The 24,562-nt window shown below is 53.0% G+C and carries 19 protein-coding genes; 10 read left to right on the plus strand and 9 right to left on the minus strand.

The window, feature by feature from the left end:
- Positions 1 to 19 precede the first annotated feature (19 nt).
- The 7 genes from H8K27_RS15315 (at position 20) to plsY (ending at position 10,005) form a co-directional block, all read left to right on the plus strand.
- Positions 20 to 1,024 carry a TRAP transporter substrate-binding protein gene (locus tag H8K27_RS15315; RefSeq protein ID WP_186864046.1) on the plus strand — a complete coding sequence of 335 codons (1,005 nt, stop codon included), beginning with the start codon at positions 20 to 22 and terminating at the stop codon, positions 1,022 to 1,024.
- A 597-nt stretch (positions 1,025 to 1,621) separates the two neighbouring features.
- Positions 1,622 to 2,128: a methylated-DNA--[protein]-cysteine S-methyltransferase gene (locus H8K27_RS15320; protein WP_186864047.1), complete on the plus strand. Its 507-nt coding sequence runs from the start codon at positions 1,622 to 1,624 to the stop codon at positions 2,126 to 2,128.
- A gap of 66 nt (positions 2,129 to 2,194) precedes the next feature.
- Positions 2,195 to 3,091 carry a site-specific tyrosine recombinase XerD gene (gene xerD, locus H8K27_RS15325; RefSeq protein ID WP_186864111.1) on the plus strand — a complete coding sequence of 299 codons (897 nt, stop codon included), beginning with the start codon at positions 2,195 to 2,197 and terminating at the stop codon, positions 3,089 to 3,091.
- A 602-nt stretch (positions 3,092 to 3,693) separates the two neighbouring features.
- Positions 3,694 to 6,447 carry a TonB-dependent receptor plug domain-containing protein gene (locus H8K27_RS15330; protein WP_186864048.1) on the plus strand — a complete coding sequence of 918 codons (2,754 nt, stop codon included), beginning with the start codon at positions 3,694 to 3,696 and terminating at the stop codon, positions 6,445 to 6,447.
- A gap of 132 nt (positions 6,448 to 6,579) precedes the next feature.
- Positions 6,580 to 8,577 (plus strand): S9 family peptidase, encoded by a 1,998-nt coding sequence (locus H8K27_RS15335; protein WP_186864049.1) that lies wholly within the window; start codon positions 6,580 to 6,582, stop codon positions 8,575 to 8,577.
- 205 nt (positions 8,578 to 8,782) lie between these two features.
- Positions 8,783 to 9,277 (plus strand): Cys-tRNA(Pro) deacylase, encoded by a 495-nt coding sequence (gene ybaK / locus H8K27_RS15340; RefSeq protein ID WP_186864112.1) that lies wholly within the window; start codon positions 8,783 to 8,785, stop codon positions 9,275 to 9,277.
- A gap of 122 nt (positions 9,278 to 9,399) precedes the next feature.
- Positions 9,400 to 10,005 carry a glycerol-3-phosphate 1-O-acyltransferase PlsY gene (plsY, locus tag H8K27_RS15345; RefSeq protein ID WP_186864050.1) on the plus strand — a complete coding sequence of 202 codons (606 nt, stop codon included), beginning with the start codon at positions 9,400 to 9,402 and terminating at the stop codon, positions 10,003 to 10,005.
- Positions 10,006 to 10,136: 131 nt separating this feature from the next.
- Here the strand turns inward: plsY and tsaD are convergent, their stop codons facing one another.
- The gene (tsaD, locus tag H8K27_RS15350) at positions 10,137 to 11,165 is read right to left on the minus strand and encodes a tRNA (adenosine(37)-N6)-threonylcarbamoyltransferase complex transferase subunit TsaD (RefSeq protein ID WP_186864051.1); all 1,029 of its coding nucleotides are present in this window, start codon (positions 11,163 to 11,165) and stop codon (positions 10,137 to 10,139) included.
- Positions 11,166 to 11,302: 137 nt separating this feature from the next.
- Positions 11,303 to 14,671 carry a PAS domain S-box protein gene (locus tag H8K27_RS15355; protein WP_186864052.1) on the minus strand — a complete coding sequence of 1,123 codons (3,369 nt, stop codon included), beginning with the start codon at positions 14,669 to 14,671 and terminating at the stop codon, positions 11,303 to 11,305.
- Positions 14,672 to 15,112: 441 nt separating this feature from the next.
- Here H8K27_RS15355 and aptA point away from each other — a divergent pair, with 441 nt between their 5' ends.
- Positions 15,113 to 16,423, plus strand: a complete 1,311-nt coding sequence (gene aptA / locus H8K27_RS15360; RefSeq protein WP_230419386.1) for an omega-aminotransferase AptA — start codon at positions 15,113 to 15,115, stop codon at positions 16,421 to 16,423.
- Positions 16,424 to 16,460: 37 nt separating this feature from the next.
- Here aptA and H8K27_RS15365 read toward each other — a convergent pair whose 3' ends face one another.
- From H8K27_RS15365 to H8K27_RS15390, 6 genes are all read right to left on the minus strand, one after another.
- Complete coding sequence (locus H8K27_RS15365) at positions 16,461 to 17,093, minus strand: FMN-binding negative transcriptional regulator (protein WP_186864053.1); 633 nt, start codon at positions 17,091 to 17,093, stop codon at positions 16,461 to 16,463.
- Between the two features lie 50 nt (positions 17,094 to 17,143).
- Positions 17,144 to 17,605, minus strand: coding sequence for an OsmC family protein (locus H8K27_RS15370; RefSeq protein WP_186864054.1), 462 nt, complete (start codon positions 17,603 to 17,605; stop codon positions 17,144 to 17,146).
- 251 nt (positions 17,606 to 17,856) lie between these two features.
- Positions 17,857 to 19,935: a M13 family metallopeptidase gene (locus tag H8K27_RS15375; protein WP_186864055.1), complete on the minus strand. Its 2,079-nt coding sequence runs from the start codon at positions 19,933 to 19,935 to the stop codon at positions 17,857 to 17,859.
- A gap of 217 nt (positions 19,936 to 20,152) precedes the next feature.
- A complete protein-coding gene (gene lgt / locus H8K27_RS15380; RefSeq protein WP_186864056.1) occupies positions 20,153 to 20,956 on the minus strand; it encodes a prolipoprotein diacylglyceryl transferase in 804 nt (267 codons plus the stop codon).
- Complete coding sequence (locus H8K27_RS15385; protein WP_186864057.1) at positions 20,934 to 21,884, minus strand: LysR family transcriptional regulator; 951 nt, start codon at positions 21,882 to 21,884, stop codon at positions 20,934 to 20,936. The genes lgt and H8K27_RS15385 overlap by 23 nt, the downstream gene beginning before the upstream one ends.
- Before the next feature lie 55 nt (positions 21,885 to 21,939).
- Entirely contained in the window at positions 21,940 to 22,173 is a 234-nt protein-coding gene (locus H8K27_RS15390; protein WP_186864058.1) for a TIGR04438 family Trp-rich protein, read from the minus strand.
- A gap of 127 nt (positions 22,174 to 22,300) precedes the next feature.
- Between H8K27_RS15390 and H8K27_RS15395 the strand changes: the two genes are divergently transcribed.
- Positions 22,301 to 22,609 (plus strand): c-type cytochrome, encoded by a 309-nt coding sequence (locus tag H8K27_RS15395; RefSeq protein ID WP_186864059.1) that lies wholly within the window; start codon positions 22,301 to 22,303, stop codon positions 22,607 to 22,609.
- A 116-nt stretch (positions 22,610 to 22,725) separates the two neighbouring features.
- Here the strand turns inward: H8K27_RS15395 and H8K27_RS15400 are convergent, their stop codons facing one another.
- Positions 22,726 to 23,871: a branched-chain amino acid ABC transporter substrate-binding protein gene (locus H8K27_RS15400; RefSeq protein WP_176804592.1), complete on the minus strand. Its 1,146-nt coding sequence runs from the start codon at positions 23,869 to 23,871 to the stop codon at positions 22,726 to 22,728.
- 148 nt (positions 23,872 to 24,019) lie between these two features.
- On the opposite strand from H8K27_RS15400, the gene H8K27_RS15405 reads away from it, so the two are divergent.
- Positions 24,020 to 24,529, plus strand: a complete 510-nt coding sequence (locus H8K27_RS15405) for an Lrp/AsnC family transcriptional regulator (RefSeq protein WP_186864060.1) — start codon at positions 24,020 to 24,022, stop codon at positions 24,527 to 24,529.
- The last annotated feature ends 33 nt before the right edge of the window (positions 24,530 to 24,562 follow it).

Here is a 24,562-nt window from a genome sequence, read left to right on the forward strand (position 1 = left end):
CATTAACACGGGGACGTGCATGAAAATCAGATCTTTGCCGTACCTTTTTCTGGCCGGTCTGCTGGTCAGCGGTATGGCATTTGCCCAGTCGCCGATCGTGATCAAATTCAGCCATGTGGTTGCCAGTGATACCCCGAAAGGCAAAGCGGCGGAGCGGTTTAAAGAACTCGCTGAAAAAGCGACCAAAGGCCGCGTGAAGGTAGAGCTTTATCCCAACAGCTCCCTGTATAAAGACAAGGAAGAACTCGAAGCCTTACAACTGGGGGCAGTGCAGATGCTGGCGCCCTCGCTGGCTAAATTCGGCCCGCTCGGGGTCAAGGAATTTGAAGTGTTTGACCTGCCGTATATTTTTCCGTCCAAAGAAGTGCTGTACAGCGTGACGGAAGGACCGATTGGCAAAGACCTGCTGAAAAAACTGGAATCGAAGGGCATTACCGGCCTGGCTTTCTGGGACAACGGATTTAAAGTCATGTCGGCGAACAAGCCGATTCATCTGCCGTCTGACATGAAAGGGCTGAAACTCCGGATCCAGTCTTCCAAGGTGCTTGATACGCAGATGCGCGCGCTCAATGCCAGTCCGCAGGTGCTGGCTTTTTCCGAGGTATATCAGGCGCTGCGGACGGGAGTGGTTGATGGCACAGAAAATCCACCTTCCAATCTGTACACGCAAAAAATGCACGAAGTACAGAAATATGTGACGCTGACCAATCATGGTTATCTTGGATACGCCGTGATCGTGAACAGGAAATTCTGGGATGGCTTGCCTGCCGATATCCGCACCGAACTCGATGGCGCCATGAAAATGGCGACCAAATACGCCAATGCGATTGCGCAGCAGGAAAATGACAATGCGCTGGAAGCCGTGCGGCGGTCAGGAAAAACCACGATTTATACGCCCAACGACCAGGAAAAAGCCGAGTGGCGCAAAGCCCTGTTGCCGGTGCAAACGGCCATGGAATCGCGCATCGGTAAAGAGCTGATTGCCAATGTCAACAAAGAAGCAGCCAGACTGGGTGTGAAATAAAAATCAACCAGCCGTGGACGTCATCGTCACAGCAGTACCAGCTGCGGGCAGGCTCCTACCGATCAGGACGGGTAAGTCATGAGGTGCCCGTTATATAGCGCAGATGATGGATTCGACCCGACGAAAATTTCGCACCTGATGGCCGCCATACCGTACTTATATTACTGATAATGAATGTGCAGCCAATGCCGGTATAAAAAGAGCATTTAATTTATAAATAATTACCATTGGGAAACTATAATTTGCTATCACATTTTCCATCTCTATAAATGCGTTTTACATATCTGCAACAGATAGAAAGTTTTGCGCTGCTTTTGTTTTGTCAGGTACCGGTTCGCATGCTATATTCTGCGCAGTTGATGGACAGGCGGGTCACAGGATTAAAAGGCGGTAGTGCAAAAAAACGGTATGAATGCCGTGTAATGAGGAGACGCGCGTTTTTATTAAAAGCTGAGTGCTGTGCAGACACAGTAACTAAACAGCCGAAAACGCGAAACAAGCTTACAAGGCGCATCGATGATGCGCCTTTTTCTTTTGTGCCTGCCGGCTGCGTTTTATACTGATGAGCATAATTGGTAACAGAAACGAGAGGATGTGATGCGACAGGATTTCCCAATTTTTTCAGGCATTCTCGAAGCGCCGTTCGGTGCCCTGGGTATCCGGGTCGAACAGAATATGGTCAGTGAACTGGTGTATCTGCCGACACGCTTTACTGAAAAAGCCCCCGAAGATGCTTTGTCTGAGCAGGTCATGCGGCAGGTGGAATGCTATCTGGACGATCCTGATTTCCGCTTCCAGTTGCCATTGAAACCGGCAGGTACAGAATTTCAGCGCCGTGTCTGGCAGGGTATATCATCCATTCCGCGTGGTGAGGTGCTGACCTATGGACAAATTGCCCGCCAGATACGCTCTGCCCCAAGGGCGGTGGGGCAAGCCTGTGGCGCAAACTGGTATCCATTGGTTATTCCCTGTCACCGGGTGACTGCTGCGGGCGGACTGGGCGGCTTTGCGCATGACGATGATGAAAACGGATACCATCTCAGTATCAAACGCTGGCTGCTGGCCCATGAAGGCGTGACTGCCTATTTGCCAAAATCCGCCTGAAATGTGTCTTTAGCCGTTACAGATCGCGCCAGTTGTGTGAAAAAATCTCTTCCCGATACCACCGCCATGCTGCCGGACAGCATCACTGCCCAGATTGACGAATTCTGCGAAAGCATCTGGCTGGAAGACGGCCTGGCAAAAAATTCCATCGATGCTTACCGGCGTGACCTGCGCCTGTTTGCGGGCTGGTTGCATGCGCATACCGGCAAACACCTGTACGAAGCGCAACCGCAGGACCTCAGCGATTACACCGCCAGTTGCCGTGACGTTTCCAAGGCGACTTCCGCCAACCGGCGGCTCAGCGCGCTGAAGCGTTTTTATGCGCTGGTCCTGCGTCAGAACCATATCCGGGTGAATCCCTGTACCCGCCTCCGGGCCGCTAAGCAGGCGCTGCGCCTGCCACACAGCCTGAGCGAGGAGCAGGTGGTGGCATTATTGCAGGCGCCGGATGAGACACCACTCGGAATTCGCGACAGGACGATGCTGGAATTGCTGTACGCCTGCGGCTTGCGGGTTTCTGAACTGGTGGGACTGCAATCGGTGGAATTAGGGTTGAACGACGGTGTGCTGCGTGTCACTGGCAAAGGCAACAAGACCAGGCTGGTACCTTTTGGCGAACAGGCGCGCGTCTGGCTGGAACGCTACTTACGTGAGGCCAGACCGGCAATACTCAGCGGCCAGGTGTCGGATGCCCTGTTTGTGACGGCAAGAGGGAGTGCCATGACACGTCAGATGTTCTGGATACTCATTAAAAAATATGCTGCGCAGGCAGGGATTACCCAGGCTTTGTCGCCGCATACCTTGCGTCACGCTTTTGCTACCCATCTGCTTAATCACGGTGCCGATTTACGGGTAGTGCAGCTTTTGCTGGGACATTCGGATATATCCACCACCCAGATTTACACCTATGTCGCGAAGGAGCGCCTGAAACAGCTGCATGCGGAACATCATCCGCGCGGATAATCCGGCAGATTTACTTAAATCTGGTCTTATCCGAATCCGCGCACCATGCATTCTGAAAAGCCGGAGACAGCATTTAAATTAAAAATGGAAAAAACAATATAAATGAAATAAAAATCGCATTTATTAAAAAGTAAAAAAATTCCATTTCCGAATGCTTCATATTTCTGAAAGTATCGTATTGTTTCAACCGTTTTGCGGCATGCATCTGAGAATTGTTGGTGTGTATAAAAACAACAAACCGAGTGATCGTTTAAAAAGATGTAAATAAATCTATTAATTCATGGATTATTTGGTCATAACGGCTATTTTTTTTTTGAAAAATAGTTATTTTGTTTTAAATCAAAACAATCAACTATAGGTGATTGTTTGTACTTTAAATTGCCTTTTAAAGAATAAAAAAAAACATCAAATAACATTCTGTTACGAATCATAATCAAGTTTCTTACATATGTTTGTAGCGTTGTTAAAACGGTATCAAGCGATTTGAGGTACCTGTTTTGTGGCGTTATCAATAAGAGAAGCAGTGATGTAAGGATATTCACCCGGTCATCATGGTGAAAGCACTTGTTACTTAATAAAATAAAACAGAAGAAAGGTAATTCATGAAACTACGACGTCTCACAGTGGCATTGGCGGGAATCGGTTTGTGTTCTATCGCAGGGACTGCGCTGGGGCAGGAAGCAATCTCGAAGGAAGATGCAAAGAAAAATGATGCGGTGCCTGTGCATAAAGTGGAAATCACAGGTTCTAATATCAAGCGGGTCAATATTGAAACAGCATCCCCGATTCAGATCATTACCAAGGATGAAATCGTCCGCAGCGGTGCGACATCTCTGAATGATGTTTTGCGCACGGTATCTGCGAACATCGGCGGGATTGACGAGAACCGTACCAGCGGCTTTACGGCAGGTGCTGCCGGCCTGAATCTGCGTGGTATCGGTAGTCAGGCGACACTGGTGCTGATCAATGGCCGTCGCCTTGCGCCTTATGCGCAGCCAGAATATCAGACGACGTTTGTGGATCTGAACTCGGTCCCGATCGGTGCGGTGGAGCGGATCGAAATCCTGAAAGACGGTGCTTCTGCGATTTATGGCTCGGAAGCGATGGCCGGCGTGGTTAACATCATTTTGCGAAATAATTTCCAGGGTGCTGAAATCAACGGCTCTTATGCCCAGTCGCAGCGCAGCGACGGTGAGCAGCTCCGTTCAACTGTCAGTTATGGCTTCGGCAGTCTGGTGGAAGATCATTACAACGTATATGCCACGCTGGATGTGCGTCAGGTAAAGCCGATGTACATCAATAAGCGCGATGGTTATCTGAGCACTGAAGACCTGCGTCCTTACGGTTATAAAGACAATCGTTCTATCTATACTTTCCCTGGCAATCTTTACTGGACTGATAAGGCAACCGGCAAATTTGTGACCCGCACGCTGGATCAGAATTGTCCGGCAGACCGTCTGGTTCCTGCACAGACCGTGTTTGGTGCGAACTCGATGGGAACGGTTTGCGTATTTGATGACCTGAAGGACAGCAAATATAACTCCGCCGGTAAAACTGACCGCGTCGGCTTTACCAGCCGCGGCACCTGGCAGATCAATGCAACGACCGAAGCATTTGCCGAAGTCATGATTAATCAGAACAAGGCAACCGTTTCGGGTGTGCCGCACTGGTTCGCCGGGCAGAATGGACTGGATACGCCTGCCTTGCCGATCACGCATCCACAATATCCCAAAGACCTGATTAATCCGGTTACCGGTAAAACGCTGGCAGGCGGCAACGGCACAGTGCGTGTGCGCGCTTCGCTGAATGATTTCCCTGGGCAGGGGCTGGAAAATACGACCGTGTTTGGCCGTTATCTGGCAGGTATTAAGGGAACTGTCGCAAACTGGGACTGGGAATCTGCGTTGATGTACAACGCCAGCAGAGTTGATTCCAAGGCCAGCAGCGGTATTTTGAAAACACCGTTTATCAATGCCTATAAAAACGGAACCTTCCTGTTTGGCGGCTCCGCACAGAATGCCGATTTGCTGAAACAGATCGTCACCGACTCCTCCAGCAACTTTAAATCGGCGTTGTATCTGTGGGACGGAAAAATCACCGGCGAGCTGATGCAATTACCTGCCGGCCCGTTATCCGTGGCGGTTGGTACAGAAGTCCGGCGCGAAACGCTGGAAGTCAACCCTTCCGATCTGGCAGTGGCGGGTGAGCTTTATCACAGGGCGCAGTCTGAGCCAGGCTATACCCGTTCCCGCAATATCGGTTCGGTATATGCCGAGCTGAATGCGCCGTTGTTGAAAAATGTCGAAGCATCTCTGGCGGCGCGCTATGACAAATATTCTGATTACGGCAGTTCCACCACACCGAAGCTCGGATTGAAATGGACAGTGACACCGGAACTGGTATTGCGCGGTACCTATGCCACCGGTTTCCGTGCGCCGACGCTGGTGGAAAACTCTTCCCAGATCAAGAAGGCTTTCTTGTCTTACCGCGATCCGGCACGTTGTAACGCAACTTTCCTGGCCGGATGTCAGTGGAGCAGCCCGTATGAAAGCGGTTCCAATCCTAACCTGAAACCGGAAACCGCCGACAGCTTCACACTGGGTCTGGTCTGGGAACCGACGACCTGGTTTGATGCCACCGTTGATTTCTGGCAGATCAAGCGCAAGGATGAAATTTCCACCTTCGATCTGGCAACGGTGCTGAATAACCCGGGACGCTATGCTGGTAACCCGGCGGCAATCGTGACACGCTCACCGCTGACAGCGGCCGATCAGGCTGCCGGTGCGACTGCCGGTGAAATCACAAACCTGCGTTTGCTGCTGACCAATATTGCACAGACCCAGGTGCGTGGCGTGGATGTGGCTTTGCACGGTAAGTTTAATGCCGGGGAATATGGCCGCCTGACACCATCGTTGCAATTGACCTATAACCATTCCTACAAATCGGCACCTGCTCCGGACGCTGAAATGATTGAGTATGCCGGTTCCCGTGGTCAGCCGCGCGTCATTGCCAATCTGGGTCTGGGCTGGGAAAAAGCAGCATGGAAAGCATCGGTGGATGCCGTGCATGTGGGTCACATGTCAGCGAAAGACGACTTTACCCAGCCATGTACGTTTGAGACGCAGGGTTATGCCAATCTGTGCGGCGATATCGGATCGTTCACAACGTTCAATGTGGGCGGCAGCTATTCCGGTTTATACAAAAACCTGAAGCTGAGTTTTGCAATTCGGAATATTTTTGACCGTATGCCGCCATTTGCACCGAGCCCGACATCCGCTCAAGCCGTGGCAGCATCGCCGTTGCACAGCACAGTTGGCCGTTATTTCATGCTGACTGCTGACTATAAGTTTAAATAAACGGACTGCAGCAGATAACGCCGGGATAGGTGATTCCGGCGTTATTTTTTTCTGCGGATACATTTCTTTTTCCTGTTCAGGCAAAAGAAAAGATCAATGGTCAGTCCGCAATCTGTAGAAACAGGAGAATTTATGAAACGTAAAACACAAGTGATCTTGCGCCTTTGTCTGACGCTGGGCATGACCAGCCTGATGTCGCTGGCGCATGCAGATACAACAATTCCGGTCGCCGATTTTTTCAAAAAAGCGCAATACAACGGTAGCCCTGTATTGTCGCCTGACGGACAGAGCATGGCTGTTCTGACACCCCGGAACGGACGTTTTGTCCTCGCAATTATCCGGCTCGATTCGCGCACACCGAAAGTGATTGCCTCTGATCCTGACTGGGATGTGGTCAATCCGGTCTGGGTGAATAACGAGCGTCTGGTATTCAGCCTCAGCAAAGGCAGTGATGCTGTTTTTGAAGAGCAGAAAGGCGGCGGATTATTTGCGGTGAATATTGACGGCTCCCGCTTCCGCAAGCTGACGCCGACGGTCAAAGAGGCGATGGCAAACAATGTTCCTTACAAGCCTTATGCGCTGCTTTCCCGGGTCAGTGAAACGTCGAATGACCTGATTGTGGTCAACAATGAGCGTGGCCGCGATACCAAGCTGGGGGCTTCCGACGTGTTTCAGCTTGACACCACGACTGGCCGCACAACGCTACTGACTTTTAATAATCCGGGTAAGGTCGCGGACTGGGTGCTGGATCATCAGCATGTGGTGCGGGTTGGGCTGGCGCTGGATGTGGAACCGGGCAGCAAGCGTATTAAACAGACCGTCTATTATCGTGACAATGCCGATGCGCCGTGGAAAAGCATTTATCAGGCCTATGTCGATGAAGGACAGGAAATGCGGGTTCTGGGCTTTGATTTCGACAATAAGGCAATGCTGGTCGCCGGACGTTTCCATATCCGGGATAAGGAAGCTGTATATCTGTGGGACTTTGCAAAACAGGCGCCCGGTGAAATGCTGGCGGATCACGCGCTGGCTGACGTGGAAGCCGTTCGTTTTGACGAGCGTCGTAAAAAGATCGTCGGTGTTCTGGTCGATGCCATGAAAAGGGAAAGCATTTTCTTTGATGAAGACTATGCCCGGCTGGACGCCGCTTTGCGCGCCAGCTTTCCGGGACAGGACGTGAGTTTTCAGTGGAGCGGAAAAAACGTGGTGGTCGTGACTCAGGGGGCGAACAATCCCGGCAGCGTGTATTTTTACGATAGTGAAAAGAAAACCATCGAACCTCTGTATGTGATGAAGCCTGAGCTCGAAGGGAAAAAATTATCCGAAACCAAATTCATCGACTACAAAGCGCGGGACGGTCTGACTATTCCCGCCTACCTGACTTTGCCTGAAGGAAAAGACGCCAAAAAATTACCGCTGATTGCCTATGTGCATGGCGGACCTCACGCACGTGATAAATTCGGTTATAACCCGATGACCCAGATGCTGGCATCCCGCGGTTATGCGGTATTGCAGCCGCAGTTCCGGATGTCCACCGGCTTTGGCTGGGCGCATCACAAGGTAGGCTGGAAGCAGTGGGGACTGGCGATGCAGGACGATATCACTGACGGTGTGAATGCACTGGTGAAGCAGGGAATTGTGGATAAAGACCGGGTCTGCATCATCGGCGCGAGTTATGGTGGTTATGCGACCATGTATGGCCTGATCAAAGATCCTGATTTGTATAAGTGTGGCGTGAACTGGGTGGGCGTGACCGATGTGAAGATGCTGTTTACCGTGACCTGGTCCGATATGTCCGGGCCTTACATGGATAACTTAGGGGCGCTGATGCACGGTGATCCGAAAACCGACGAAGCCTACTTCACCAAGGCTTCTGCTATCGGTAATGCAGATAAGATCAAGGCGCCGGTACTGATGGGTTATGGCAGCGAGGACGTGCGTGTGCCTTTAATCCACGGTGAAAGGATGCGCGACAAATTGCTGGCGCAGGGCAATACCGTGGAATGGGTGGTCATGGTCGGCGAGGAGCATAACTGGTACCGCGAGAGTAACCGCATCAAGTGGGGCGAAATGGTGTTGCGTTTTGTTGACCGCTACATCGGTGATGGCGCTTCTGCAGGAAAAAAATAAGGATCTAACCTGAATCAGCTTGCCATCCTGTTCACTGGATGGTGTTATCCGAATCCGGCAAGCAGGTTTGCCGGATTTTTTTTGACATGGCGGGCTCTGGGCGTTGCGTGTGCGGCGCTGCGGTGTCGTCTGTACCGGAATATTCGCATCAGTCCGCAGGCTGCCGCTATAATCTGTGACCTGAATTATTTGTCCATGAGGTCAGATTTTGGCTAAGAAAGAACATGTCTCCGAAACACAGGCGACCCAGTTTTTGCGTAAGCATCAGGCCGCTTTCACAGAGCATCCTTACGCATACGAAGAGCATGGCGGCACATCCGTGTCGGCGCGTGAGCTCGGTGTCGATGAGCATACCGTTGTGAAAACCCTTGTCATGCAGGATGAAGCCGCTAAGCCGCTGATTGTCCTGATGCATGGCGACCGTAAAGTATCGACCAAAAATCTGGCGCGCCAGATCGGTTGTAAATCAGTCGAGCCGTGCAAGCCGGAGATCGCGCAAAAACATTCCGGCTATCTGGTGGGCGGCACGTCGCCGTTTGGCACGCGCAAGCAGATGCCGGTGTATGTCGAGCAGAGTATTCTGGCGCTGCCAACGATTTATATCAATGGCGGACGGCGCGGGTATCTGATTGGCATTGCACCTGCGCTGCTGACAAGCCTGTTGCAGGCGCGTGCTGTGGAGTGTGCTCTGGAAGAATAGGTAAAATAATTTTTACAGGGGAGTATGCGATAAAATCGCTTTCTCCTCCTGATAAAATAAGTGCATATTATTAATACTGGAGGGGAGTATATTGACCTTTCCATGTTCAGATCAGGATAAAAATGAATACAATTTTAGCGGTGGTGCTGGCTTATCTGATTGGCTCGGTATCGTTTGCCGTCGTCGTCAGTCGCTTACTGGGTCTGTCTGACCCGCGTACTTATGGCTCCAAAAACCCTGGCGCCACCAATGTACTGCGCAGCGGCAATAAGGCTGCAGCAGTGCTGACGCTCCTGGGCGACGCTGCCAAAGGCTGGTTTGCCGTCTGGCTGGCAAATCATTATGCAGAGCAGTTCGGACTCGATACCGCCAGCATTGCCCTGGTGGCCGTTGCGGTGTTTCTGGGGCATTTGTGGCCGGTGTTTTTCAGGTTTGTCGGCGGCAAAGGTGTGGCAACGGCGGCCGGCGTACTGATCGGCATCAATGTCTGGCTGGGGCTGGCAACGCTGGCTACCTGGCTGATCGTGGCGTTTGCGTTTCGTTATTCTTCACTGGCAGCACTGGTGGCTGCGGTGTTCGCGCCGCTGTATTACGGTTTTCTGTTTGGCCCGGATGTGATGATGCTGGCGGTATTTGTCATGAGCGGTTTGCTGGTCTACCGGCATCGTCAGAATATCGGCAATCTCATGGCGGGCAAAGAAAGCCGGATCGGCAGCAAGAAAAAATAATGCCGCCCGGTGGACGTCTGCTTGATGCATCCGTCATTACCCGTCGTTGATTCGCCAACGGGCGATTGAACAGACAGTTACATGGACATAGCTGAATGAGTGAATGGCATCCGCACTGAATCTGCGGCGCTTTAAGCGGCGCTCAGATCATGCAGCGGCCAGCGTGGCCGCACATTGAAACCATAGTCCCGCGTAGCCAGTGCGGGATTTTTTTTGAGCCGCATGGCGCCGGCAAAAGCGATCATGGCACCGTTATCAGTGCAGAATTCGAGTTCCGGATAAAACACCTGAAAACGCTTTTTGGCTGCTGCAGCATTCAGCGCCGCACGCAGCTGGCGATTGGCGCCAACGCCGCCTGCGATCACCAGACGCTTGAGGCCAGTCTGCTTCAGTGCACTGAGACACTTCGCGACCAGCACGTCGATGATGGCATCGACAAAGCCGCGTGCCACATTTGCTTTGTCAGTATCGCTGATTGGTTCCGGATATTTTTTGACTGCGGTCAGCACCGCAGTTTTGAGTCCGGAGAAACTGAAATTAAAATCTTTGGAATGCAGCATCGGGCGCGGAAACTGATGGATTGCCGGATCTCCCTGTTCTGCCAGCAAAGATATTGCAGCCCCGCCCGGATAAGGCAGCCCCAGCAGCTTGGCGGATTTATCAAAAGCTTCGCCTGCTGCGTCGTCCAGCGTTTCACCCAGCAGCGTGTACTGACCGACGCCATCGACCCGCATCAGTTGCGTATGACCGCCTGAAACGAGCAATGCCACGAACGGAAACTCAGGCGGTGTGCTGGCCAGCAAAGGTGACAGCAGATGTCCTTCCAGATGGTGCACACCGAGCAGCGGTTTATCGAGTGCCATCCCGAGGCCGCAGGCGAATGACGCGCCGACCAGCAGCGCACCGGCCAGGCCCGGTCCCTGGGTGTAGGCAATTGCATCAATCTGTTCCTGTACCATTGCCGCTTGCTGCAGTATCTGGTGAAACAGGGGCAGGGTGCGGCGGATATGGTCGCGTGACGCCAGCTCAGGCACGACGCCGCCATATTCCTGATGCATGGCAATCTGCGAATGCAGGGCATGTGCCAGCAGGCCGCGCTCCGTATCGTAAAGCGCCAGTCCTGTTTCATCGCAGGAAGATTCAACACCGAGAACTATCATGAAGCTATCAATCAATCAAAAGTGAATCAGTCCGGTACCGCCTGTTTTTACCAGGATCGCGTATACCGTCACAGGCAAAGCGGCGTGCGGGCGCAGACGGGATGCTGTGAGGCTGAATTATAGCTTTATCTGTCGTTTCACACGGTTTTGACCAGCGTTTTCATGATCGGGAAGTCGATGTAGAAATGGGAGCCCTGGCCAATAGCCGATTCAAATCCGATCTTTCCACCCATGTGCTCAACCAGTTCACGCGAGATTGCCAGCCCGAGTCCGGTACCGCCTTTCTTGCGTGTGTCGGAGGAATCCGCCTGTGCAAATTTCTGAAAAATGCGCGGATAAAATTCTTCCGGGATACCCGTGCCATGATCGCTGACGCTGATACGGACGAGTCCGCCGATCACTTTGGCGGCAATCTGGACAGTTTCGTTTTCGGGTGAATATTTGATCGCATTGGACAGCAGGTTCGTCAGCACCTGCATCAGACGCTGACTGTCAACCGCGATGCTTACCTCAGGCAGCGGTTGTTGCAGCAGCAGAGAAATTTTGCGTTGCGTGCTGAAGGTCTGATTGGTTTCGATGGCTTGCTGCAATAATGAGGCAAGTTCAAAGGACTGAATATGGAATTGCATTTTCCCGGCGCTGAGTTTTTCCATGTCCAGTAAATCATTAATCAGGAAAGACAGGCGCTGACTGTTTTTGCTGGCAATGGTCAGCAGCGACGACATGCTGTCCGGCATACCGCCCGCGGCACCACCGAGTACCAGTCCCAATGCGCCTGAAATCGAGGTCAGCGGCGTCCGTAATTCATGGCTGACGGTGGCAATGAATTCGTTTTTGATTTTCTCTAGTCGCTTGCGCTCTGTAATGTCGCGCACCAGTCCGATATACAAAGGACGACCCTGGCGTCTGACTGCCGAAATTGACAGGTCAAGCGGGAAAATTTCTCCGTTCTGGCGCCGTGCTTCAATTTCTCGGGAGATGCCGACCACGTCATCAATATTCGTCAGGCTGCCGAACGGATGCAGCTCTCCTTGCGGATTGTCCGGCGGCAGCAGGACACTGAAGTGCTGGCCGATCAGCTGGTCGCGGCGATAGCCAAAGATATTGGCCGCAGCACTGTTGTAAGCTGCGATCTTGCCGCTGTGATCGACAGTGATGATGCCATCCAGCACATTGTCGAGAATGGCCTGCGTCTGCGCTGCCTGCTCTTTTAGGGCAACGGCAGCCGCCTTACTTTCGCTGATATCCTGGAAGGTGCCGTAAACCCGCTGAATCCTGCCATCTTTCCATTGCGGCAAACCGATCACGCGCACCCATTTTTCATGTTTGCGGGCGGTGATGATTTCAAACTCGGCATCGTAACGTTCACCATCCTGCGCTGCCCTGGCCAGCAAGGCGGAGATTCTTTCCCGGTTTTTCCCCGGTTTATAGAATGTAATTGCATCCTGTAATTCGCAGACATAGTCATGATCGACCTCGTGAACCTGCCGTGTGACATTGCTCCAGTAAATCTGCCGGGTATCGAGATCGTATTCCCAGGTACCGATGCGGGCGGCTGCATTGGATTGCTCCAGCAACTCATAGGCATGCGCCAGTTTTTCTTCCGCCAGTCTTTCCTGCGTGACGTCCTGATGGCTGCCTGACATGATCAGGGGCTGACCGTCTTCGTTCCAGCTGACAACGCAGCCCCTATCCCTGACCCAGACCCAGTGGCCGTCTTTATGGCGCAAGCGGCTGATCATGTCGTAATAGGGAATCTGGCCTTTGAAATGCTGTTCAATCAGATTGGCTGAAATTTTCATGTCGTCCGGATGGCACAGATCCAGCCAGGTCTGGACTGTGGTCGGTGACAATTCTTCCAGAGTGTAACCAAGCATTTCAGCCCAGCGTTCGTTCAGCACCGTTTTACCCGATGGCACATGACATTCCCAGGTGCCGATATTGGTGCCCTCGATAATATTGGCCAGCCGCTTTTCACTTTCTTCGTGCTGGCGCTGGATCTTCGCCGCATTCACCAGCTGTGCAATCGTGATCAGAATGGGTTGCAAAAACTCAGTCTGATTGACCTCGGTGGTATTCGGATAATTCGCCAGCGTGATGAGTGCGATGACGGTGCCGTCATGATGTATCGGAATGCTGAGGAGATTACGGATTACCGGATACCAGTCGGGTGTCTGTAACTGGCTGTCAGCCGCCTGTACCGCCGGATATGACATCGGCCTGCCGGTGGTGAGCGCCAGATGTGAGAGAGTGTCGATAGCGTCAACAGTCAGTTTTTTGGCGGGTTTCCATTCTGCTTTGCCAGCGCGTTCCTGCTGGCCGGAGCCGTTGATGACGGCATGTGTTTTCAGATAGGGCAGGTCATTGTGATCGTGCATGACCTCGCAGATGAAACCGAAATCTCCCTGATTCAGCTGCAGGGTATCGGCCAGCAGGGTACGGAAGCCGTCGCCTTTGTCCTGTCCCTTGATGAATTGCGATTGCGAACGCGCCACGATTTCATTCATCTGTTGCTGCAATTGCAGGGAATGGTTCAATGTCATTTTTTTCAGCGTGCTGTTAACCCAGTCGCCGAGCACGTTAACAAATTCGATTTCCACATCGGTAAACAGAGTACTGCGCGGCGCAGCATCTGAAAATGCCAGCGTGCCGTAGCGTTTACCCTCCAGCAGCAAGGGAATGCCGATGTAGGATTCCTGTTTAAAACGCTGGTAACTGGGGTGATGGCGATACTCGCTTTGGCCGAGGTGATGGATATACACAATGCTCATATCCATGTTCAGTAAATCAGAATAGGTCTGGCTGCGCTTGAAGCGCTGACCTTCCTGTATCACATTACCCGGCGACTGCACGGCTTTGATTTCTATCTCGTCGCCGTGGATCAGTGAAATGGCACCGGTGGCCATCTTGAGATAAGCACAACCCAGTGCCAGCGTCTCCCGCAGCAAAATCTGCGGATCTTCAACTGCGAGGGAGGTGATGCGGGTCAGCGTCAGCAAGGCATCATGTTGTCTTTGCGCAAGCTCGTTGGCGATTTCGTGTTCAACACAATCGGCGAGATCACGCAGGATGGCCGCATCCTGTTGGCTCAAATCCCTCGGCTTACGGTCGATGATGCACAGCGTGCCAATGCGCTGGCCATTGCTGGCCTGCAGTGGCGCTCCGGCGTAAAAGCGGATATGCGGTTCCCCCACTACCAGCGGGTTGTCCCAGAAACGGCGGTCTTTGCTGGCATCCGGAATCAGAAAAATTTCCGAGCTCAGAATCGCGTGGCCGCAGAAAGAAATATCCCGGCCAGTTTGTTCCGCATCCAGCCCCTGACGGGATTTAAACCACTGACGGTCCGTATCGATCAGGGAAACCAGGGCAATGTCGGTTTTGAAAATCTGTCGTGCCAGACGAGTGAGACGATCAAAACGCTCTTCCGCCTGGGTATCGAGCAGGCGGCATTCTCTGAGCGTATTCAGTCGCAGGTCTTCATCAGCAGGAAATTCTGGCGGCAACATGGTGCAGTGCTGTTTTCAATCGTGTCAGAACAAGGCGGAGCCGGTATGGGGCAGCCGGGTTGGTTGTACAGGGTGAGCATACAACGTTGTCCTGGCAGAATCATCCGTATTGCCAGAATTGGCTCCAGATTTATCAAACATTTGCATTTTTGACCGTATTCCGTGCGCCAAAACCAGCATCGTCATGGGTAATGGGAGAAAAATAAACGGTGTTATGTGTTTTTATTGATACCTTTTAAATAAATCCGGACTGATGAACGGTCTTTTAGTCACTCACCCTGCCACTCAATGCCACAGGCATGATGTATCCCTGTTCCGTGTCGCTTTCACTGCCAGCAGGAGGGATGACATGGTATTGTTTGCATATGATCTGTACGCCGAAGATTTTCGAGCCGGACACGTCGTTCTATGATTGCAGCAACTTACTTTCAGGAGAGGTTTATGCCCGACAAACAACAACTGGATGCATACTGGATGCCATTTACCGCAAACCGGGATTACAAGGCCGCACCGCGTATCGTCGCGTCGGCATCCGGTATGTATTACCGCGATCAGAGCGGTCGCCAGATTCTGGATGGCACGGCAGGACTATGGTGCGTGCCGCTGGGACACTCCCATCCTGTGATTGTCCGTGCTGTGCAGGAAGCAATTGCCACGCTGGATTATGCGCCTGCCTTCCAGATGGGGCATCCGACAGCGTTTGAACTGGCGGCAGAGCTGGTGGAGTACAGCGGCCGGCGCTTCGGTCAGGTGTTTTATACCAATTCCGGATCGGAAGCGGTCGATACTGCGCTGAAAATGGTGCTGGCTTATCACCGCGCCCGCGGCGAAGGGCAGCGTACCCGTTTTATTGGCCGTGAGCGCGGCTATCATGGCGTGGGTTTTGGCGGTATGTCAGTTGGCGGTTTATCGGCGAACCGCAAGCAATTCGGCAATCTGCTGGGCGGTGTGGATTATCTGCCGCATACCCATAATCTGGAAAAAAACGCATTCAGCCGCGGTTTGCCGGAATACGGTGTGCATCTGGCCGATGAACTCGAACGGCTGGTGACCCTGCATGACGTCTCCACCATTGCCGCAGTGATCGTGGAACCGTTATCCGGCTCGGCGGGAGTGATTCTGCCACCTAAACATTACCTGCAGCGATTACGCGAATTATGCGACAAGCATGGCATTCTGCTGATTTTTGATGAAGTCATTACCGGTTTCGGACGCATGGCAACACCGTTTGCCTGCGATTATTTCGGTGTCACGCCAGACCTGATGACCACCGCGAAAGGACTGACAAACGGTGTGGTGCCGATGGGTGCCGTATTCAGCAAGCCGGCTATCTATGACACCCTGATGCAGGGCCCGGCAGGGATTGAATTATTCCACGGCTATACCTATTCCGGCCATCCGCTGGCCTGCGCTGCGGGACTGGCTGCATTACGTGTGTTCAAGGAAGAGAAAGTGCTGGAGCATGCACAGGGCATGACAGCTTACTGGGAAGATGCGCTGCATTCCCTCAAAGGTTTGCCGCATGTGATTGATTTGCGCAATGCCGGACTGATCGGCGCGATTGAGCTGGCGTCCTTGCCCGGCAAGCCCGGTGCCCGCGCCATGGAAGTCTATAAAACTGCCTTTGCCGAAGGTGTGCTGATCCGGACTACCGGAGACATCATTGCCCTGTCGCCACCGCTGATACTGGAAAAACAGCATATCGACGAGTTGTTCGGCAAGCTGCGCGATATTCTGAAACGTAGCGCCTGAACCGGAGATCAGCGTACTGATGGCCGGCAGGGGGAATCTACTCAAACAGCTGGGATTCGATGATGCCGGCCATGGCCTGTTCCGTTGCTGTGCCCACGCGCAGTCCGGCAGCAATGTCGGAGCGGGTCTGCACCGATTTGTTCTGGCTGGTTTTCCATTTGCCGGTCAGGCGGGCGATGGGCATGCGGATGCCGACGATCATTTCCATCATGTTGTCGATGTAATCGCCTGGCGCGTCACTGATTTGCCAGGGAAGCTGGCGGGCAGATTCAAAGTGATTTGTCAGCTGGTTTAACAGGGACAGGAATTCCGGTTTGCTGTCGATCTGCTGCAAGCTGCCGTGCGCATGAACAACCGCATAATTATAGGTCGGCACCACTGCGCCGGTCTGCTGTTTTTCTTCGTACCACGAGGGCGTGATATAGGCACTGGCGCCCTGAAACACCGCCAGTACTTCCTGTGTGTTTCGCCAGACCGGATTCGCTTTCGCGACATGGCCCAGCAGTGTGCCAAATGGTGCGTCTGCGGTGGGCGGTGAGATCAGGCATGGAATGTGATTGGCGGTCAGGCCATCCGTCTCCAGGGTGACCAGGCAAGCCAGCGGATGTTGCTGTATCAGGCTGTGCAGGATGTCGAGCCGGTCTTCGGCAAAATGCGGGGGCAGATACATGGCGTTATCCTGGCTGTCCTGGTTTTTCTGGTCGTCTTCAAGGTCTTGGTTCAGACCGATTCGATGCTGACTTCGGCACGGATCGAATTCGCGATATAGCAATGATCGTGAGACAGCGCATGCAAGGCGGCAATCTGATCGGCGCCGGGAATCGTGTCGCCGGAGAATTCAACATGCGGCCGCAGCGTGATGCGGGTGATCGATTTGCGGCGTCTTTCATTGGCTTCCATGTAGCCGGTCGCCTCATCGGTATAACTGTCGACGATATAACCCTGTTTGGCTGCAAATGCGAGGAAAAACAGCATATGGCAGCTGGACAATGCCGCTACCAGCGCTTCTTCCGGATCGATATTTTCTGCGACGGAATAGGGCAGCGGCACGGAGGATGGCGCGGAGGACGCCGGGACGCTCAAGCCGCCGTCAAATTTCCATTCATGTGCGCGGCTGTACTGGTTGTCGCTGAATACCTGCCCTGCACGTTTCCAGCTGATCTGGGCCTGATGCTGATCCATACATGCTCCTGAAATATCAAAAAACGAATAATCGAAAACTGCGAAATCGAAAATGATTCCGCCGAGTGTAATGCAAAATACCGTGACGGGAAATGATCCACATCAGAATCCGGAGGCTGCGTGAATGTCTGATCTGGCTGGCGCTGTGCATCGCGCAGCTGCCGGATTGCCGGAGCGGATAAAAAAACCTCTTTCACCATGATGATGAAAGAGGTTTGCCGTGCGCTGCATCGCCGCAGCAGCGGCGGGTTTTACCAGATCGTGATGCGTTTCTCAGGGGCGACATACATTTTGTCACCTTCCTTCACCCCGAACGCTGCATAAAAGCCCGGAATGTTGGTCAGCGGCGCATTGCCGCGTACCGATGCAGGGGAATGCGGATCGATATTGATCAGGCGGATCGTTTCAGCATCGCGTGCCTTGCCGCGCCAGACCTGGGCCCAGCCCATGAACAGACGCTGGTCGCCGGTATAGCCGTCGATCACGGGCGCTGGCTTGCCGCCGAGTGAGAGTTGGTAAGCCTTGTAGGCAATCGACAGACCGGAATTATCGGCAATGTTTTCACCCAGCGTTAATGCGCCGTTGACATGATAGCCGGGCAGCGGACTGTAGGCATTGTATTGCGCGATCATGGCCGCGGTCAGCTTGCTGAAGTTAGCCTTGTCTTCCTTGGTCCACCAGTCGCGCAGATTGCCGTCGCCATCGGACTGGCTTCCCGAATCATCAAAGCCGTGACTGATCTCATGGCCGATGACGGCACCGATACCGCCGTAATTGACGGCATCGTCGGCTGCCGGATTGAAGAACGGCGGCTGCAGAATCGCTGCCGGAAAGACGATTTCGTTCTGACGTGAGTTGTAGTAAGCGTTCACGGTCTGCGGGCTCATGCCCCATTCTTTGCGGTTCACCGGCTGACCGAGTTTTGCCAGTTGCCGGTAGTACTCATGGGCGCGGGCACGCATGATGTTGCCGACCAGATCGTCCTTGCGGATATCGAGTTTGCTGTAATCGCGCCAGACATCCGGATAGCCGATTTTCGGCGTGAATTTCGAGAGTTTGGTCAGCGCTTCTTTTTTGGTTTCCGGACTCATCCATTCCAGAGTTTCAATGCTTTGCTTGTACGCCAGGGTCAGGTTGCCAACCAGTTGTTCCATGCGGGCTTTATTCTCTGGCGGGAAATAGCGTGCCACATACAGCTTGCCGAGCGCTTCCGGCATGCAGTCTTCCACCCGCGCCACACCACGCTTCCAGCGCGGCTGATTGGCAGGAATACCGCGCAGGACGACGCTGGAGAACTGGAAATCCTCATCCACAAAGCGTTTCGACAGCAGGCTGGCATAGGCGTCCAGCACTTTCCATTTGAAATAAGTGCGCCAGACAGGAACCGGCGTGTCGCTGATAATTTTCGCCAGATTAGTGAGGAAATCCGGCTGGCGCACGATCACGTAATCAACGCGCTTGCCGACGCCGGTGCCGGCGAAGTACATGGTCCAGTCGAAGCCCGGCAACAGGGTATTCAGTTTGGCGATTTCAATCTTGTTGTAGGTTTTGACCGGATTGCGGTTTTCCACTTTGCTCCACTGAATCCGGGCGATCTCGGTTTCCAGCGCCAGGATAGAGGCGGAGGCTTTGTCCGCTTCTTTCTGGCCGCTCATTGCCAGCATGGTTTCCACATGCTTCAGATAGGCGTCCCGGAAACCCTTGAGCTTGGCGTCATCGTCCTTCAGGTAATAATCCCGGTCGGGCAGGCCGAGGCCGCCCTGACTCAGATACACGGCGTATTTGCTTGAATCGCGGGCATCCTGACCGATACCGGATTGCACCGGCAGCGATATGCCCATTTTCCCCAGATAGGAAATCAGCGCCGGTAAATCTTCTTTGTGCATCAGCCGGTCAATGCGTTCAAAGCTGCTTTGCAGCGGCTGGATGTCGAGTTTGTCGGCACGCGCCTCATCCATGAAGCTGTTGTACAGATCGGCAATTTTTTTCTCGTTGCTGCCCGCTTTGAGTCTGGTATCTGCAGACAGGGCTTTGATGATGTCGAAAGAACGTTTTTCAGACAATTCACGCAACTGATCAAACGAACCGAAGCGCGCGCGGTCAGCTGGGATTTCTGCTTCGGCCAGCCATTTTCCGGACATGTACTGGAAAAAATCATCCTGTGGCCGCACGCTTTGATCGATCCATTGCAGGTCGATGCCAGAAACGCGGCTGGCGGCTGCCGTGGTGACAGACGGTGTCGCGACCGCTTTGGTCTGGTTGTCTGCGGCGCCGGCGCTGCCGGTGGTCAGTGCAGCGAGTACGGCTAAGGAGCGCAGGGTACGTTGCATAGGAATTTCCTTGTTTGTATAAATGATCTTCCGGAACACCGGATTGGAAATAGAGGGAGACGACGGCATCCCGAACGGAATGCCGCCAGTTGTCATGTGACAAAGAAATGACTAAATAGTTCGTCGTCAGACTGAAAATATACTGGAGGGGAGTATGTTTAAAGGTGTAATGCTTGTCTGGGCAACAGGCTGATTTTTTAACATACTCCCTACTTTTTTATCGGGAGGCAGGTTTCTGGATGTGATATGCCCAATACAGCAGGGTGGCGCCCACAGCGATCATTGGCAGGGACAGCATTTGTCCGGCAGAAATGGTCAGACCGGCAAAGCTGACTTCATAATCCGGCGTGCGGAAATATTCGGTGAAAAAGCGGGCGCAACCGTACAGCAGCACAAACAGGGCGCCGACTGCCAGGCGGGGCCGCGCTTTGCTGGCGAACCACCATAGGATGGCAAACAGCAGCACACCATCAACCAGTGCCTGATAAATCGGCGACGGGTGTACCGGATGGTCCACTCCCGGCCAGATCATTGCCCACGGCAAATCGGCGGAGGCGATCCGGCCGGGCAATTCGTGATTGATGAAGTTGCCGATGCGGCCTGCGGCATATCCCAGCGGCACCAGCGGCGCAATAAAGTCATAGACATCGGCCAGATGCATTTTGGTTTTGCGCGCCCACAGCGACATGGCGATCAGCACCCCGAGAAAACCGCCATGAAACGACATGCCGCCTTTCCAGACTTTAAAAATTTCGAGCGGATTTGCCGCATAGTAAGTCGGGCCGTAAAACAATACTTCCCCCAGCCGTCCACCCAGAATCACACCAAGCACGCCGTAAAACAGCATGTCGTCGATATGCTCACGGGTCCAGCCTTTGGCGGCGACATGCGGCAGACGCAGGCGCCAGCGGCCCAATAGGACAAACTGCATGAACGCCACCAGATACATCAGACCGTACCAGTGGATAGACAAAGGGCCAATGTGCAGAGCAACGGGATCAGGGTTGGGATGAATCAGCATAAATTTGGTCAGTATCAGTGGCAAGAGTGTCGGGAAGCAGCTGTAAAAACGTCGCCAGCACCGCGGACGGGTTGTCGCGACGCCAGGTCAGACCAATTTCTGCCTGCGCAGTCTGGTCTGCGACCGGATGATACACCACACCGGGGCGCTGCAGATTGGAGACTGATTGCGGCACCAGCGCGATCCCCATGCCTGCCGACACCAGACCGACGATGGTTTGCATCTGTATTGCCTCCTGAGCGATTTCCGGCACCAGTCCGGCACGGTGAAAACAGCCCAGAATCGCGTCGTGCAACGCAGGGGCAATTTTGCGTGGAAACATAATCAGTGCTTGTCCGGCACAGTCCGCCAGGCGGATGGCGGCATGGCGTGGAAACATCTGTTCCGGCGCTGCCAGCATCAATGGTTCGGTAAGGATTTTCCGGTAGCTCAGCAGTGGTTGCAGGCGGTCTGGCAACGGCGGGATCACGAAGCCGGCATCGATCTCTGCTTTTTCCAGTGCTTCAAGCTGTACATCGGTGGTCGCTTCGCGCAGTTCGATGCTGACCCCGGCGTGCTGCTGGCGGTAGGCGCGCAGCAGCGGCGGAAGAATACTGTAATCGGCAATCGAGACAAAGGCCAGCGACAGGTGGCCTTCTGTGCCGGCAGCAGCGCGCTGTACCAGCGCATGCAGCCCTTGCGCCTGCTCCAGCAGGCGGCGTGCCTCCGGTAGCAGCGCCAGCCCCGCCGGGGTCAGGGCGATGTGGCGGGTGTTGCGGGTCAGCAAGGCGGTGCCGAGTACGGCTTCCAGCATCTGAATCGCCTGGGATAAGGGGGGCTGCGTCATGTGCAGGCGTGCTGCAGCGCGGCCAAAATGCAACTCTTCCGCGACCGCGACAAAGTAACGCAACTGACGCAATTCGGGCTGGCGCAGATCGGATGGATTCATGGCGTACGCTGCTGCCAGCACAGGCGGGATTCAGACGGGAGGGCGGCCTGAGTTTTCAACGTCGTCTGGTTTTCTTATCGAACTGACGTTTGACTCTTTCTTGCTGCATCTTCTCGTAATGGGCAATATCTTTGCGCTTATCCATTCCCAGCATGCGTTCAAAAAATTCAAACCACAAAAATACCAGCACGGCCAGTCCGATGAACCACCACCAGGACATGGTTCCGAAAATCCAGACATCCGCCAGTTTCAACACCAGCAGCAACACCAAGGGAATAATGAGTAGCATAATTGGTTTCCTTTGCCCCGCAGATTAAAGCGGAATTTGCATCAGGTCAATCCGGCTGATTTCAGTTGCATTCAGGCGGAAGAAAAGCGTTAAAATGAAGCGGCATTTTTTTAACCGGGAGAAAACAATGAAACTCGCATTATTGGTAGGTGCAACTCTGGCTGTATTCGCGTCTGGTTCTGCAATGGCAAATGCTGATCTGGCCAAGGCAAAAAACTGCATGGCATGCCATTCGGTGGATAACAAGGTAGTTGGCCCAGCTTACAAAGATGTGGCAAAGAAATATGCTGGCGATAAGAAAGCAGAAGCCAAACTGGTCGAGAAAGTGCAAAAGGGCGGTAGCGGTGTATGGGGCGCAATCCCGATGCCAGCGAATCCACAGGTCAGCGAGGCAGAAGCCAAGACACTGGTCAAGTGGGTATTATCCCTGAAGTAAGATGGTTCTGACCTGCCTGCTGTTCAACGGCGGGCGGGTTGCGCAGATACGCTGCATTGTGTCTGCATCAAAAGAAAAGCCCGGCATGCCGGGCTTTTCCATTTATGTGCTGCTGATTACTTCGTAACGGTCAGCAGATCACGCTTGCCGCCTTTGTAAGTGTACAGTGTCAGTGTACCGTCCTTGATGTCGCCTTTATCGTCAAAGGAGATATCGCCGGTCACGCCCTTGTATTTGATTTTCTTCAGTGCTGGCAGGTATTTGGCAGGATCAGCAGAGTTAGCCTGCTTCATCGCTTCTACCATTGTCATGACAGCGTCGTAAACATACGGTGCGTAAATCTGCACTTCTACGCCGAATTTCTTCTTGTAAGCTGCTTTCCAGTCTTCGTTGACTTTCTTCTGTGCATCCAGAACACCGCCAGCTTCAGCGCAGACAACCTGACCTTCGCCGATGCCGTCGCCAGCCAGTTTGACCAAGTCAGCTGTACAGATACCGTCACCGCCCATGAACTTCGCATTCAGACCCAGTGCTTTCATCTGACGCAGCATCGGACCTGCAACTGCGTCCATACCACCGAAGAAAACCAGATCAGGGTTCTTTGCCTTGATGGAGGTCAGGATCGCACTGAAATCTGTGGATTTGTCTGTGGTGTGCTCAGTAACGACGATTTCAGCACCCTTGCCTTTAGCGCCTTTGGTGAATTCTTTTGCAACGCCTTCACCATATGCTGTCTTGTCGTCAATCACAGCGATTTTCTTCGCTTTGGAAATCTGTACAGCATAACGGCCCAGTGTGCCGCCGAGCTGACCATCGTTGGCGACGACGCGGAATGCGCCTTTAAAGCCCTGATTGGTGTAAGGAACAGCTGTTGCGGATGGAGAAATCTGTGGGATGCCGGCATCGTTGTAAATCTTGGATGCTGGAATGGTTGTGCCGGAGTTCAGGTGACCGATAACGCCGTTAACTTTCGCGTCAACCAGTTTTTGTGCTACGGTGGTGCCTTGCTTTGGATCACCTGCGTCATCTTCGGCCAGCAGTTCGAATTTTGCTTTTTTGCCGCCGATCATCACACCTTTGGCGTTCAGTTCTTCGATCGCCATTTTGGCGCCGTTTTCATTGTCTTTACCCAGGTGAGCGATGGAACCGGAAACCGGGCCAACGTGACCAATCTTGACCACCAGATCTTCTGCTGCTGCCGTACCGGCAAAAGCGAAAGCAATCGCGCCAGCCAGTGGAATCATTTTAGTTTTGAACGACATGAACATACTCCTAAGGAATTAAAAAAAGTAGACGACATTACTGCTTCACCGACTTATTCAGAACACTGAATAAAACAAAAGGTACAACATAAAAAATATTTCGCAAAGCTATTTTCTGCGGTTTTTTTTCAAAACAGACGATTTTTATATGCCCCATTTTCGTGCGCTGGACAAGCTTGATCGCAAGCTTTTGAATCATCTTCAAAAAGATAACCAGATTCCGACCCGAGTACTGGCGGACAAACTGCATGTTTCCCAGCCGACTTGTTTGCGCCGCATCAGAGATTTGCGCGAAGCAGGCGTGATCAATGCAGATATCAGCATGGTTGACCCCTTCGCATTAGGATACGGAATGCTGGCTTTTCTGGAAGTCTCGCTGCTGAATCAGGCCGACGAATTCATGCACGAATTTGAGGCACGCATGAATAAGGAAGCGGAGGTCATGCAGTGTTATTTTGTTTCTGGTGAGTACGATTATTTTGTTGTTGTGCACGTCATTGACATGGATGCCTACTATCAATTTGTGCGCCGCGCCATTTCCGGCCCGGGAAATGTACGGCATTTTCATTCCCGTTTTCCGATGAAAAAAACCAAGTTTACGACCCGCATTGCTTTCGATGAAAAAGCGGCGGAATTACAGGTCAAAACAGGGAAATAAATCTGCCTCAGTGTGACTTTTTCGTCAAAAAAG

This window comes from Cognatundibacterium griseum, assembly GCF_014284195.1.
GTDB lineage: Bacteria > Pseudomonadota > Gammaproteobacteria > Burkholderiales > Burkholderiaceae_D > Undibacterium > Undibacterium griseum.

Bases quoted from the DNA above. Each gene is read 5' to 3' on its own strand.
- H8K27_RS15400 (WP_176804592.1), bottom strand. From the start codon at position 23,871: ATGTCGTTCAAAACTAAAATGATTCCACTGGCTGGCGCGATTGCTTTC.
- H8K27_RS15370 (WP_186864054.1), bottom strand. From the start codon at position 17,605: ATGGATCAGCATCAGGCCCAGATCAGCTGGAAACGTGCAGGGCAGGTA.
- H8K27_RS15365 (WP_186864053.1), bottom strand. From the start codon at position 17,093: ATGTATCTGCCCCCGCATTTTGCCGAAGACCGGCTCGACATCCTGCAC.
- H8K27_RS15375 (WP_186864055.1), bottom strand. From the start codon at position 19,935: ATGCAACGTACCCTGCGCTCCTTAGCCGTACTCGCTGCACTGACCACC.
- H8K27_RS15320 (WP_186864047.1), top strand. From the start codon at position 1,622: ATGCGACAGGATTTCCCAATTTTTTCAGGCATTCTCGAAGCGCCGTTC.
- H8K27_RS15405 (WP_186864060.1), top strand. From the start codon at position 24,020: ATGCCCCATTTTCGTGCGCTGGACAAGCTTGATCGCAAGCTTTTGAAT.
- H8K27_RS15355 (WP_186864052.1), bottom strand. From the start codon at position 14,671: ATGTTGCCGCCAGAATTTCCTGCTGATGAAGACCTGCGACTGAATACG.
- xerD (WP_186864111.1), top strand. From the start codon at position 2,195: ATGCTGCCGGACAGCATCACTGCCCAGATTGACGAATTCTGCGAAAGC.
- tsaD (WP_186864051.1), bottom strand. From the start codon at position 11,165: ATGATAGTTCTCGGTGTTGAATCTTCCTGCGATGAAACAGGACTGGCG.
- H8K27_RS15395 (WP_186864059.1), top strand. From the start codon at position 22,301: ATGAAACTCGCATTATTGGTAGGTGCAACTCTGGCTGTATTCGCGTCT.
- H8K27_RS15330 (WP_186864048.1), top strand. From the start codon at position 3,694: ATGAAACTACGACGTCTCACAGTGGCATTGGCGGGAATCGGTTTGTGT.
- H8K27_RS15315 (WP_186864046.1), top strand. From the start codon at position 20: ATGAAAATCAGATCTTTGCCGTACCTTTTTCTGGCCGGTCTGCTGGTC.
- H8K27_RS15390 (WP_186864058.1), bottom strand. From the start codon at position 22,173: ATGCTACTCATTATTCCCTTGGTGTTGCTGCTGGTGTTGAAACTGGCG.
- lgt (WP_186864056.1), bottom strand. From the start codon at position 20,956: ATGCTGATTCATCCCAACCCTGATCCCGTTGCTCTGCACATTGGCCCT.
- plsY (WP_186864050.1), top strand. From the start codon at position 9,400: ATGAATACAATTTTAGCGGTGGTGCTGGCTTATCTGATTGGCTCGGTA.
- aptA (WP_230419386.1), top strand. From the start codon at position 15,113: ATGCCCGACAAACAACAACTGGATGCATACTGGATGCCATTTACCGCA.
- H8K27_RS15335 (WP_186864049.1), top strand. From the start codon at position 6,580: ATGAAACGTAAAACACAAGTGATCTTGCGCCTTTGTCTGACGCTGGGC.
- H8K27_RS15385 (WP_186864057.1), bottom strand. From the start codon at position 21,884: ATGAATCCATCCGATCTGCGCCAGCCCGAATTGCGTCAGTTGCGTTAC.